This is a genomic window from Leptospira interrogans, from assembly GCF_900156205.1.
GTDB classification, from domain to species: domain Bacteria; phylum Spirochaetota; class Leptospiria; order Leptospirales; family Leptospiraceae; genus Leptospira; species Leptospira interrogans.
In genome coordinates, this window is sequence record NZ_FTNA01000023.1 from 1 (window position 1) to 13,088 (window position 13,088).

The 13,088-nt window shown below is 34.7% G+C and carries 12 protein-coding genes; 9 read left to right on the top strand and 3 right to left on the bottom strand.

Features of this window, described 5'->3' with window-relative positions; translation table 11 throughout:
• Window positions 1–95 precede the first annotated feature (95 nt).
• A complete protein-coding gene (locus tag BW942_RS15905; protein ID WP_000406135.1) occupies window positions 96–428 on the bottom strand; it encodes an STAS domain-containing protein in 333 nt (110 codons plus the stop codon).
• A gap of 122 nt (window positions 429–550) precedes the next feature.
• Between BW942_RS15905 and BW942_RS15910 the strand changes: the two genes are divergently transcribed.
• The 5 genes from BW942_RS15910 to BW942_RS15930 all read left to right on the top strand — a co-directional run bounded on the left by BW942_RS15910 (window position 551) and on the right by BW942_RS15930 (window position 4,632).
• Complete coding sequence (locus BW942_RS15910) at window positions 551–1,249, top strand: LIC_12936 family protein (protein ID WP_000660163.1); 699 nt, start codon at window positions 551–553, stop codon at window positions 1,247–1,249.
• 9 nt (window positions 1,250–1,258) lie between these two features.
• Window positions 1,259–1,984 carry a J domain-containing protein gene (locus tag BW942_RS15915; protein ID WP_000999543.1) on the top strand — a complete coding sequence of 242 codons (726 nt, stop codon included), beginning with the start codon at window positions 1,259–1,261 and terminating at the stop codon, window positions 1,982–1,984.
• 5 nt (window positions 1,985–1,989) lie between these two features.
• Entirely contained in the window at window positions 1,990–2,982 is a 993-nt protein-coding gene (locus tag BW942_RS15920) for a type I phosphomannose isomerase catalytic subunit (RefSeq protein WP_001174417.1), read from the top strand.
• Window positions 2,983–2,991: 9 nt separating this feature from the next.
• On the top strand, window positions 2,992–3,279 hold the full coding sequence (locus BW942_RS15925) for an HNH endonuclease (protein ID WP_000433083.1): 288 nt from the start codon (window positions 2,992–2,994) through the stop codon (window positions 3,277–3,279).
• 1,017 nt (window positions 3,280–4,296) lie between these two features.
• Window positions 4,297–4,632: a DUF1292 domain-containing protein gene (locus BW942_RS15930; RefSeq protein ID WP_000015950.1), complete on the top strand. Its 336-nt coding sequence runs from the start codon at window positions 4,297–4,299 to the stop codon at window positions 4,630–4,632.
• Window positions 4,633–5,378: 746 nt separating this feature from the next.
• On the opposite strand, the gene BW942_RS15935 is transcribed toward BW942_RS15930, so the two are convergent.
• Window positions 5,379–6,113 carry a motility protein A gene (locus BW942_RS15935; RefSeq protein WP_001070118.1) on the bottom strand — a complete coding sequence of 245 codons (735 nt, stop codon included), beginning with the start codon at window positions 6,111–6,113 and terminating at the stop codon, window positions 5,379–5,381.
• Between the two features lie 274 nt (window positions 6,114–6,387).
• On the opposite strand from BW942_RS15935, the gene BW942_RS15940 reads away from it, so the two are divergent.
• Complete coding sequence (locus BW942_RS15940; protein ID WP_000099410.1) at window positions 6,388–6,594, top strand: hypothetical protein; 207 nt, start codon at window positions 6,388–6,390, stop codon at window positions 6,592–6,594.
• Between the two features lie 21 nt (window positions 6,595–6,615).
• On the opposite strand, the gene BW942_RS15945 is transcribed toward BW942_RS15940, so the two are convergent.
• Complete coding sequence (locus BW942_RS15945) at window positions 6,616–6,849, bottom strand: hypothetical protein (protein WP_000737611.1); 234 nt, start codon at window positions 6,847–6,849, stop codon at window positions 6,616–6,618.
• A 754-nt stretch (window positions 6,850–7,603) separates the two neighbouring features.
• On the opposite strand from BW942_RS15945, the gene BW942_RS15950 reads away from it, so the two are divergent.
• The 3 genes from BW942_RS15950 to BW942_RS15960 all read left to right on the top strand — a co-directional run bounded on the left by BW942_RS15950 (window position 7,604) and on the right by BW942_RS15960 (window position 11,814).
• Window positions 7,604–8,914, top strand: coding sequence for an Lcl C-terminal domain-containing protein (locus BW942_RS15950; protein ID WP_000842485.1), 1,311 nt, complete (start codon window positions 7,604–7,606; stop codon window positions 8,912–8,914).
• A gap of 834 nt (window positions 8,915–9,748) precedes the next feature.
• Window positions 9,749–10,714, top strand: coding sequence for an MBL fold metallo-hydrolase (locus tag BW942_RS15955; protein ID WP_000954148.1), 966 nt, complete (start codon window positions 9,749–9,751; stop codon window positions 10,712–10,714).
• A 77-nt stretch (window positions 10,715–10,791) separates the two neighbouring features.
• Window positions 10,792–11,814 (top strand): cytochrome-c peroxidase, encoded by a 1,023-nt coding sequence (locus BW942_RS15960; RefSeq protein ID WP_000804899.1) that lies wholly within the window; start codon window positions 10,792–10,794, stop codon window positions 11,812–11,814.
• The last annotated feature ends 1,274 nt before the right edge of the window (window positions 11,815–13,088 follow it).

Here is a 13,088-nt window from a genome sequence, read left to right on the forward strand (position 1 = left end):
AAAATGTGGGAACTCCCGCGAAGATTTAAGTTCATCTGCAAAATGTGGGAACTCCCACGCAAAATATAACTACCTGAAAGATTAAAATTCAATCATTAAGGGTAATTGGAACTGAATTCTGAGGGACTAATTGTTTTAAAGTAGGAAGTCAAACCGGCGACTTTGAAGACTTTCTCGATTGCAGGTTTCATATTGGCGATAAAAAAAGATCCGTTGAGATCTTGAACGTAATTTAACTGTTTGATTAACATTCCGATTCCAGAGGAGTCTATGTAGTTAAGCTTTTCAAGATTTACGACAACGTTTTTGTTATCTTTGTGGATACTGTTTTCGAAAAATGTTTTGAGATCGATTGAAGTGTAGATGTCGAGACTGCCCGAAAGACTTACAATATTAGTTTCTCCTGACTTTCTGTGACTAATTTCCATACCGACCTTTCCTTCCCTTTTCCCAGAATTTGACGATAAGTTCAATCTATTTTTGATAAAATTATGGGGAAAATACAAGAAGCTCCGAAACTAATAAAAGACCGCGTTTGGAAAAATCGACAATGAAAGAAAAATTATTTTATTTCCTGATTTTAATTTCCACGTTTGCCGGTATTTCGAGCCAAGAGTTTGAACCGGACGGTAAAGTGAAAATTCTACCTTATGAACAAGGACAGATAAAAGACCTAGAAGTATTGGGTAAGGATATTGTAGAGTTTCATAAAAGAATCGAAAGTCGTCTTGGATTTTTAAATCAAAGAAAACAAATACAAGATAATCTTTATAGTCAATTTATTCCGGCTTACGAGGATCAAATTCCTCAAAGTAGAAATCGATATATGCTCGATCTTAGATTTGTATTGAAAGTATCGGGAGCAGGGGCCACAAATTCACCTTTAAAGTTGGAATCTGTCGTATTTTGGAGTAGGAAATCATTGATTTCTAAAATGCGTCCTCAATATGAAGAAATTAGTATTCTTAAAAATGATAAAATCACCAATGAAGGACCCAATTCCATCGAATTAGTTGTGAGAAAGAAAACGGACTCGGGCACAAAAGAAACGGTTTATAATGTAGCCACAATCCGGGAGCCGGCGCAAAGAGTAAAGCTGGTTCGAATTTACAGGACCAACCTCTTGGAAATCATTCGTCGAATTGATAAGTATGTGGAAGGAAGTATTAAAAACGCAGCGGAAGACGTGGAAACCACACTTAGAGAAGTGGAAAATGGAGGACCTTATCAGGAGAATCCAAAGGAATAAGATTTTTTTGTGAATGATCCGGGATCTACAACCGATTTTCCGGATCATTATAAAAATCTGGGTCTTTCTCCACTTGCTTCTGTAGAAAAAGTAAAGTCCCGTTATCGAGAATTAGCTAAAATTTTTCATCCTGATAATCGAGAAACCGGATCTTCAGATCTATTTCAAAAATTTGCACATTCTTATCAAATACTGACTCATCCTACTCGAAGGAAAGAATACGATCTTCAATATCTTTCCAGACATCCTGAAATTCTTTTAAAATTTAAGTCTTCGTTGGAAGAAAAAACAGAACAATTTTCTTCGGCAAAAATCAAACAAATTCCAAATTCCAGAATCTTATATGCGGGGCAGGCGGTGGATTTGGCTAGAAGAGGGTTACTTCGAGCTGGAATGAGAAATCGTGAGAGAAAAAAGTATTCTGGGATATATTACGATATTAGAATTCTCTTAATTCCAGAAGAATTAAATTTCCCACTTTCCGCAAAAATTCCATTGGTAGTTCGTGTTTTATGTCCTGATTGTAAAGGTTCCAATCTATTTTGTGATTCTTGTGGTGGAAAAGGAACCTACAAAAGTTTTCGAAATCTCAATTTAGAAATGGGAGCTGGTAAATTATTACCTGGAAAAATTTATGAGTTGGATCTTTCCGGATTAAAACTAGAAGGATTTGTCCATTTTAAAAAAAATCGTCTCAAAGTAAAAATTGAACTCCTGGAAGGAGGGAAAAAATAGGTCTTATGCAGAAAGTGATCCGCTTTCATCCGATCTATAAGGAAAGAATTTGGGGCGGTAGAAAATTAGGAGATTTTCCGGGAAGAAAAATTCCAGAAGGAAACATAGGGGAATCCTGGGAAATCTCTGATTATGGAAATGATATTTCCATAATCAGGAACGGACCTTTGGCGGGCAAAAGTTTTCGAACCGCGTATTTGGAAAATACAGATACAATTTTGGGACGACCCTTTCGAGGAAAATCTTTTCCTCTTCTAATTAAGATTATAGATGCAAAAGAAAAACTTTCCGTACAAGTACATCCCGATGACGTTTATGCAGAAACATACGATCCGGAGAGCTCTGGAAAAAAAGAGGCCTGGATTGTTTTACAAGCAGAACCAGGATCTAAACTAATATGCGGTTTTTTGAAAACTACAAACAGAGAAGAATTTAAAACCCTGGTGGAACAAAATAGAGCTGAAGAAATTTTAAGAGAGATTCCAGTAAAAGAAGGTGACTCTTTTATTTTAAAACCCGGAAGAATTCACGCAATTGGTGCCGGAATTCTTTTGATGGAAGTACAACAATCTTCGGATTCTACTTATAGAGTTTACGATTATGGAAGGCTGAGAGAACTTCATCTTCAAAAGGCCCTAGACGTTTTGGATTATGGCGGACCTTTCGAAGAAGATGTAATGAAACCAGTTCCAAAATCCTGGGATTTTGGAAATAGATTTCGTCTAACGGCAAATGATAAATTTTTGATGGAAACTTTGGAAATTTCTGGAAACGGAAAAACATTCCAAATTCCGAATGTTTATAAAGAACCAGTCTTTCAGATTTTAACCGTTCTTCAGGGTAAAATTGAAATCGAGGGAGAATTACTTTTTCAAGGTGATACTTTATTTTTAACCGCTGCCGGTCTGGAAGAAGGTATTTTTGCGGTTAATCGAAATGATCTGGCAAAGTTATCCGTGTCCGGACCTGGTTCCGATTGGATTATTTATAAAGATTAGAATTTTTAAATGGAACCAGAAGATTCTATAGTTTGGATCAGCGAAGAAGAACTCGCAAAACAAAGAAGAATTGCAAAAGATCTTCGCAAGACTTCTTGGTGGAAAAAGAAAAAAAGTTCTGGTCTTTGCCATTACTGTGGTAAAAAATTTCTCCCGGAAGAGTTGACGATGGATCATCTCATTCCTATTGCAAAAGGAGGAAAGTCTATCAAAGCAAATCTAGTTCCTGCATGCAAAGAATGTAATTCAGCAAAAAAGAATAAACTTCCGTTTGAATTCGATTCAGAGACTAAATAAAGTGAGTTAGTTGATAAGAGCTTGTTCCAAAATTTGTCGGAATTACGACAAATCCTCTGTAAAACTTATACCTGCAACGCGATCCGTAGAGAGCGTTGCATGAGTTCAGGGAGTGAGACGCTGAGTTCAGGAAAGCGTTTTGCTGAGTTAAATTTTGATTCTAAAATCCTATTCAACTTTTGGGTTGGTTATGATAGAGAACGTTTTGCTCAGTTACTTCGAACAACCGATTGAGTTTCACAAAAATGCGGGAACTGTTACGAAAATTTAATGAGATTAAAACTACTCGAAAGTTTACAAATTGCTAAATGCAACCTAATTTGTAGGAACTACTGCATTTTGATTAAAAATTTCTAAAAAATTATCGCGTAAAATTTTTTGAGATTTCGGGACAGACCCTAAGTTAGAAAAAAGGGAATTTCAATAAGAGTTTTTATCCAATCAAATTTTTACATAAAGTCGTTGTTTTGTGGTCATCACAAGAGTAAAAAAACTATTTTGAATTTTCTTAAAACTTAAAAATTACTGTTGGAGAAAATTTGCAAATATCTAGACATAATGGTTTCTTTAGAGATTTTAATATTTTATTATAAACTTATAAAGTAGGATCACTTATGTCTTTAGAGATTTTTGGGTAAATCCTTTATAGAAATTCACTTAATGAATGTGAGTTTGTGTAAAATATTAGAGTTTTTGAAAAATTCCATAGTTCAATGAACAAAATTGCTTTAATCGACCGTTTCCATAAAATAGAAACAGATGGAGAATTAATTTTTCAACTATTCTATTTAAAAAGAAACCGAATGTGTGAGTTCCCACATTTCTGTATTTTACAGTAATATTTTAAATGAATGGGTAATCATTCTTACACTGGTTTTATAGTAAAACTTTTAATAAATGCGGAGTTCCCATAAATTACGTCACGTTGTGTAATGTTTTATGCTTTTGAAGTATTTTTTTTGATGATTCAATTTTGTGTGGGTTCCCACATTTTAAGGTTTAGAGAGGTTTTAAAAGATGAGTGGTCTTTTAGGAGCGGAGGATTCAGAATTTCAAGAAGAGCGGATTCAAGAAACCGTTCAACTTTTAGATGAGGAAGGAAATCCTCATTCTTTTGTCGTTGCAGAAGCTCTAGAGATTGATGAAAATCAATATCTACTTTTGACTCCCATTCAAGAGGAAGATTTAAATTTGATTAATTTAGACATAAGTTCTTTAAAAGGAGAGGATAATGCGGGTTATTTTGCAGTACGTCTTGAAGCCGATGAATTTGGAGAGGATCGCCTAATCGAAGTTCAAGATAAAAGAGAATTAGAAGATATTCTTTCCGAGTTAAACGTGGACATCATTTGAAGTTTTTAAAATCTATTACGGAATTCTTTTTAGCCGTATTAGAGTTGTTGAAACATTCCATGGTAGAGATTGGCAAAACTGCTTCAATTTTTCATTTGAATGCAATGAAAGCAAATGACAATTAATTTCCAAACAATTCTACTCAAACTATAAAATAAAGTACTCGGTATGTTGCACTCTATAAAGTTTTTGCGATCAAAATTTGGGATATTCTATTTGTATAACTCTGAATACTAAACTGCTGGAGTTCCTACAGAAATTGTCATATCTGGACGTTTGCGAGTTTCTTTACTAGAATCTCCCAAAAAACCTAAAAATGTGGGAACTCCCGCAAATTACGATTTTACAAACGATTCCTGAAATTGTAAGAGTTCATACTTTTAGAAAAGTTTTTCTCAGACGAACTTATGCTAAAATGGGATTTAAATTTTGATAATAATCGCAAAACAGAGGTTTTGTGCAAAATCTGATTAGACGATGATTCTTTTTGTATTTCATAGTAGTTCCCACAATTTTCAAAGTTTAACTGGTAAATTCACGATTTGTGAGAGTTCCCACATTTATTTTTTAGGAACAAATTGATCTAAGATAAAACAGATTTCTCCACGAACTCACGTTAAATAATAAGATATAGGTTCTATCTCTATGAACGAATCTGGGACATTAAGAATCTATTCTGATGGAAGTTATTTTATGAGTTTCTTTAAAATATTAGAGCTTAAGTATATTAAGAATTTTTAAAACTTTCAGTCAATAAACGGATTCATTCTTTCCATAAGAATTCTACGATTGTCCCCGCTTTGAAGAGCAATTACTCCTCGGATGATTGCTTGTCTACGATCGGACTGTTCTTTGGACCAAGACTTAATTCGATTGGCGAGGGGAAAGAAGAGTAGATTTGCAAATGCGATTCCGTAGAAAGTGGCTATAAATGCAGTGGCGATTCCTTCTCCAAGCGCTTTTGTGCCCGCGCCTAGATTTTCCAAAACTCCTACAAGACCCATAACGGTTCCGATAATTCCTACCGTGGGAGAAAATCCTCCTGCAGTTTCTAAAATTTTTGCAGAGTTTGTTTCTTTATCTTCCATAGCCATAGCGGACTCGAAAAGAATTTCTTCTACTGCGCGAGGGTCTGTTCCATCTACGATGAGTTGGATTCCTCTTTGAAGAAATGGGTCTTGAATAGACTTAAGGTTGTCTTCCAAAGAAAGAAGTCCATTTTTACGTGCTCGTTCTGCAAAGTCTAAAAAGAGTTCTCCGAGTGGAAGTTTTCGCTTTGGAAAAACCGAACGTTGAAGATTTAAAACAAGATCTTTGATTTGTCCCAGTGAAAAACTTGCAAAGGTTGCTCCTGCCGTTCCTCCTACAATTAGAAGAAATGCAGAGATTTTGAAGAAAGAAAGAAAATGTGCGCCTTCCAAAAGAATCGCTATTAAGACGGATAGGAATGCTACGGAAAGGCCGACAAAAGTAGGATTCATTTTCGTAAAAATTCCTACAATCACGGGTTTTTACAAGAACATTCTGTCTCATGTCTTCCAATGTATTGTCAACTCACCGTAAATTCTATGATCATCTGATTGAAGATGGATCTAAAGACACTAGTAGAACCAATCGTTCCTGCGTTTCTATTTAACGTGAGTTCGACGTAAAAAAAGTATTTCAAAGCTTTATTGTGAAATTAGGATTTGTGGTAGTTCCCACAGATTCCTTCTTTTTCTGGAGAATCCAAAATTTTTCGAAGGATCTCTTTATATGAGCTCGACCATTCTTGAAACTCAACATCTCGCGCTTCTAAGGATCGCTCGAGAAAACTCAACGTCTTCGCTCTCTAAGGATCGCTCGACGGGTTATACAGGAAATGATCTTCATTGTGAGGATGTTCAAGTTCACCTTTTAAAATCTATTGGTTTCTATCTTGTTTTAAATCGATTTCTCGACACTTTTTCAGGGATGACTTAATAAGAGCAAACTATATCGAGATCATTTGTGGTTTTTATCTTTACAGTCTTTCGTATAAGTATCATAAAGCGATAAACAGCTTAAAGTTGTAATGGAATCAGAAGTTCCATTTGTTCGCGGTGAACAATTTGCCAAAAAAAGAATTGGTTCCCATTTGCACAGACCAGTTTCATGATTCATTTCAACTTCATCTATCCAAGCCCCACTCCATTGACATTGAAGTAATAATGAGATCATTAACACTAATTTTTTCATATGAATTATCCTTATTATATTTTACTCATATTCGTTTGTAGGAACTTATAGAATCTATAAAGAGCTTGTTCCATAACCTTAAACATGACCCTGTTTGAGAGTTTCTCGAGACCCATAAAAGCGAGACGCTTTAGTTACACAAAATGTGGGAACCTATAAAATAAACAATCGTCCTATCAAGTTTTTGTATAGAGTCGTTGTTCTGTAATCATCATTCAATCAAAGCTCATTTTATAGAAGTCCTTTAAAACTTAAAACAAGGTAACTTCTTTTTTTTGGCTTAAGAAACATGGGTTAGATGCGAAGTATTTAACACAAAATAAAAAAAGTAACAGAAGGAACGATTTTTGAGATTGTCTCTAATCAATTTATAAATTCTCGTTATTCAATTTTTACATTCTTAAATTTGGTATAAAAAGTTCTCCCTCATCAAGGTTCATTTTTCCACAAAAGTATAAAATCAAATGTTAGAATTTATGATAAAGTATCAGTCCCATCAATTCTTATTTCAATTTTCATTGGAAAAATATCCTAAAAATGATTCAAGTCAGCCAATTTCATGCAAAAATTTATTTCTTATTTTATGATTGAGTTATTACGTTACAGTTTATGGCCCTAGATAGATCGTTTTAATACGTTTCAAAAAGGTTCCCTTTTACGGAAAGATCCATTTATTGTGGTTCATTTTATAATTTGGTATTTTAGATTTCAAACTTGAGAGTCCGAAATGTCGATTTAAATGTTAATACTGTACATGAAGTCGTCAGGTTTCAAAAATAAAAAATATAATTTTCCAATATTATCTAGATTGAATATAAGTTTTAGAAACATATTCAATTTTATAAATCCTGTTTTGAGCATTTTAAACATACGGGCAGTCCTTGTAACCATTTCTATATTAGTTTTTCATTGTGCAATTCACCCTCCAGAAAAACCGGATTTGCCTTATGTATTATTGAATTCTTTAATCCAGCCTGAGGATTCGGATTCTTCCACCACAGAGAATCCGAATTTATGTCCCAGTTCTAATGTAAATTTTAATCCGAATGCGGTGGTAGATACGGGTCAAACGCAATGTTGGGATTCAACAGGAACGAATGTTCCTTGCGCAGGAACAGGGCAAGACGGAGAATTTGTCAACGTTCCTAACCAACGTTCTTTTAGCGGGCCTACTCAACATTGTATCTATCAAAACGATTATACAACACTTGATTTAATCCATGGTCTAACTTGGAAGACCTGTGCCCAGGGGTTAAGTGGGGCCAATTGTTCCGGCGGAGTCGTTACACCGATTAGTTGGAATAATGCCAGTGCAGGATTGACTGGAAGTTGTGCCGAACTGAACACACTTAATAGTGGGAATGGATATGCAGGAAAAACAAACTGGAGGATCCCTACAATCAGAGAGTTAGCGTCTCTTGTCCATACTACCAACACTCCTCGTATCGATACGACTGCCTTTCCAAATACTCCTACCGCGGATGCGTATATTTCAGATACCCCCTTAAGTCTTCTTCCTCTTCAAATCTATTCGACGAATTTTACAGACGCAAACCCTGTTATCAATTTGCCAAAGACATTTTCTAGAAATCTTCGTTGTGTTTCTGGAAATTCCGTGTCTTCACCGTCTTTTGTAGACAATGGAGATGGAACAGTCACGGATCAAAACACAAATCTCGTTTGGCAGCAATGTCCGGCTGGTGTTACCGGAGGAACCTGTGCAATTGGTATGGCGAATACTTTGAATTGGACTGCTGCGCTGAATTACTGTGACACTCTTAACATTGGGGTGAGGAGTAATTGGAGATTGCCTAACGTGAATGAACTTATGAGTATCGTGGATTATTCCGCTCCTGGTGCACCTTTTACTTATACAGCATTTTTTCCTAATACACCTGTAGGAGTCTATTTTTGGAGTTCAACCAGTGTGATTCCTATCGGACTCGGCGTTCCAAACGTAGCTAGGGTTTTCGGTTTTTCCGGAATAAATCACGGCCAGTCTTACGGAAATATCAAAGCGGGAGGTGCACTTAACTACGTTCGCTGTGTTACCGATTTTCCTTGAATATTATAATTTTAAAATGTTTTAATTTCTTATTAAATTTAAAGATAAGAATTCTTGAAATCGAATCTTTTAGATGAAATTTGCGTTCTTCGTTCGTCTTTAAAAAATTCATTTTGAACTTATCCCAAAACCCCAGAATATAGGATTTCCCTCTTAGGGAGCTTAACAACAAAGTCTATTTAAAAGCCAATAAATCGTCAAAGGACGGTTTTGTGGGGGACTCCTTTGTTTTATGAAAAATTCAAAATGAAATTTTTATAGAGGTTTTGGGACGGATTCTTTATTGAATTTTCGTAACTTACTTTCAGAGTTATATAATAAGTACCTAAAATTTTGATTCTAAACTAAAATAGACGGCACTTAACTCAAATGTATGAAAATAAAGTGTTTTTATGAGTTTATTGCAAAAGTTAGAATATAGGATCTCCTTCAAAAATAGTCAGTGATTTTAAATTAGACGTAATTTGTGAGAACTTCTGTGTCTTTGCAAAATTGAACGTTAATTTTGGTATTATATGTGCACATCTAAGTAGTAATTATTTAAGGATTGGTAGTGTTTACAAAAATAGTATCCTGTCTGATTCAGAGGCGGAAAGTATATTATAGTTTTTGAACAAAATAAAAACTTAAAGCATTGATCGGTGATTTATATTGCAAAAAATAGACGACATACAGATTTTATAGAAAGTATTGTGAAGTTATCTTAAAAATACTTTGACTTTATTCAAAAGGTTTATTGAGAATTTTTTAAAATATTTTTGGGATAACTTTGTAAATGAAATTTTTTAAAATAGATGTATTCTTTCTATTCATTGAAAAGTTTGGAGGATCGAAATGTTGTCTTATGAGAAGGAAGTTTTTCCGGGTTTATATACGATTGATTGTGACTATATTTCTCCTGGAATTGCTTGTGCTTATCTGATTGTGGAAAATGGAGAGGCGGCTTTTGTAGAAAATAACACTAATCATTCCATTCCTATTTTACTTGAGGAATTACAAAAGGTAGGACGTAAACCAGAGGACGTAAAATATATTATAATCACTCACGTTCATCTGGATCATGCAGGTGGAACTGGGTTGTTGGCAAAATATTGTCCGAATGCGACTATTCTAGCACATCCCAAAGCGGCCAAACATCTAATCAATCCGGAAAGATTGATCCAAAGTTCGATCCAGGTTTATGGAGAAGAGAACTTTAAAAAATTATACGGAGAAATTCTTCCGGTTCCACAAGAAAGAGTCAAATGTCCAGAAGATGGGGAAGAGATTCGATGGGGAAATAGAATATTCAAATTTTATTATACAAGAGGCCATGCAAATCATCACTTTTGTATCTATGATTCTTTAAGTAACGGTATATTTACGGGAGATTCTTTTGGATTGGGATATAAGGATTTTGCGGTCGGAAAAGAACCGATTCTTTATCCGTCCACGACTCCTACAGATTTTGATTCGGAAGAGGCGATCCATACGGTTGATAAAATTCTTTCCACAGGTGCGGACAAGGCTTACCTGACTCATTTTGGAGTTTGGAAAAATTTAGAATTCGGCGCTCGTCAGATGAAACGAGGTTTGCATGCGATGCAGGGTATTCTTTCTTCTGAGGGAAAATCCAATTTAGAAGGAAAGGCTCTTCTTGAATCTTGCACTGAAAAAGTTAGGGATTATTTAAAAGGAGAACTTTTAGCTCAAGGAATCGTTTTAGGCGAAAGGGAAAAAATGATTTTAGAATTCGACTCTAAGATCAATGCACAAGGTTTGGTTTTTCAGATCGAACGGAAAAAGCGAAATAAGATTTAAAAAAGAATTGTAATTTGGTTTAATTTTAAATAGAATCTCGTTTTAGAATCATTCTAAAATAAAAGAGAGGAACTGGTATGAAACCATCTACAGCGGGGATGTTCTATTTAACGTTTCTAGGAATTCTTTTGGTAACTTGTGGCCCGTCTGAGAAGACGAAAAAACTGATCGATGATTCCAAAAAGATTTTCGGAACCATTCCGGATAAAATGCCAGGTGGGGAGGTGGACACTCCCGAATTGATTCAGTTAGGCGAAAAGTTATATTTTGAAAAGAGACTTTCTGCAAATGATACACAGTCTTGTAATTCTTGTCATAACGTTGTTGGAAAAGCTGCTGGGGTCGATAATCTTCCTACATCTCCGGGTGCATTTGGAAAAAATGGAGTCAGAAATTCTCCGACCGTTTTGAATGCTGGGTTTCATATCGCTCAGTTTTGGGATGGTAGAGCCAAGGATCTGAAAGAACAAGCCAAGGGACCAATTTTAAATCCGGTGGAAATGGCTATGCCTTCTGCATCAGAAGTAGAAAAGAAAATCGGTCAAATTCCGGAATACCAAGAACTTTTTGCAAAGGCTTATCCTGACTCTTTAACAAAAGAAAATTCTAATACTCTTACTAGAGCACAAAAGATCACTTATGATAATATCACCGGGGCGATCGCTGCTTTTGAAAGAACTTTAAAAACCCAAGACCGTTTTGATGATTTTCAAAAAGGAAATCATAAAGCTCTTTCTATAGAAGAGCAGGAAGGTTTAGAAAAGTTTATAGCAACTGGTTGTATTACTTGTCACGTTGGTCCTCTTTTAGGTGGGAATTCTTTTCGTAAACTGGGCCAGATAAATCCTTATGAAAATTCTTCCGATAAAGGTCGTCAAGATCTGACTAAGAACTCTTCGGACGCTTTTGTGTTTAAGGTTCCATCATTACGAAATGTGGCGATTACCGGGCCTTATTTTCACGATGGAAAAATTACAACTTTGGAAGAAGCAGTCAAAAAAATGGCTCATCTTCAACTTGGAAAAGATCTTTCAGATTCTGATACAAAGTTGATCGTAACTTTCCTGAAGACGTTGACCGATAAGAACCGGTCTAATTAACTGGACTTACAGAATTGAAACCTATTCAACCGGCGATTGCTTACGCGATTGGCCGGTATTTTTTTGTACTCAGAATTGGCTGGTAAGTTATTTGTAGGGATAATTTTTAACGACTTACAGCAATCGTTTTTTCTATCTCATTTTCAAATCCCTGAATATTTTTGAAGGGATATGTCTGAAGTGTGGGAACTCTTCCAAATTATGGATTTTACAGATAAATTTTGAAATTTGTGGGAACTACTCATACGAACTAAATCACAAAAAAATGAATGTATGAAAGTTCATAATGTGACTTAATCTGTGAGAACTCGCACATTTTATTATTCAAAACTTACAAATAAGGTACCAATCTAATAACTTGTACATCAATTATGTGTGAAATTCTGTGTAAGAACATTTGGACGAATCCAGTATCGCTGGACTACACTTTCAGCTCCAGTCAATAAATTGTATAAAAGAAACATAATACGATATATCCTCTTGAATTACAATTGATTACAGAACGCTATATTGATCAAAAAAATACTTCGATTCTTTTGTCGTAAAAGATATTTATACAATTTATTATCATTAGAAATTGTGATCTTATACAGATTTTCATCAATCTAAGTGGTTAAGGAAGGACTTGCTTTTATTTATGTAAAAGAATTCCTCCTTTCGTTTTTTGGAATTGTTAGGAGATAAACTTGATACTTTGAGAATGGCTTTTTCATTCTCGACTCCTAGATATTCGATGGTGCGAGATTTGTTGAGCTCCAATTTTTCACAAATCCAATTTCGAAAAGATTTTTCTGAAATTTTTTTCGGTTCCTCACAATAAAATACTACTCGGACGCATGAAAATAGTACCAAGTTATTAACGGCCTAATTTACGAAAAAATAGTAGTACTTAAAAAATATCGCAAATTCGGGATTTACGGCATTTTAAAGCAAGACCAAAATATTCAAATTTTTGAAACAATCTAACATAAGTATTCTATGCATGCGTCCGAGTAGTAAGAACATTAAAAGAGAGAATAGTGTGAAATTTAAAAAGAAGTTTTTAAATATATCAAATTTCTATCATATTCCTGTAACTTTTTATATTAAAATTGTTGAGAAATTTTATATAGGTGGTTAACAAAACTGCTTTAATTGACCATTTCATGAAACAAAAAGGAAAATTAATTTTTTAACAATTCTATTGAGGCTTTTTGTTGAATCGCGTTTTACCAGATTTTTGAAATATTAGTTTTTCAAATGAACACAGGAGGATGTTGTTTTAATCCAATAAA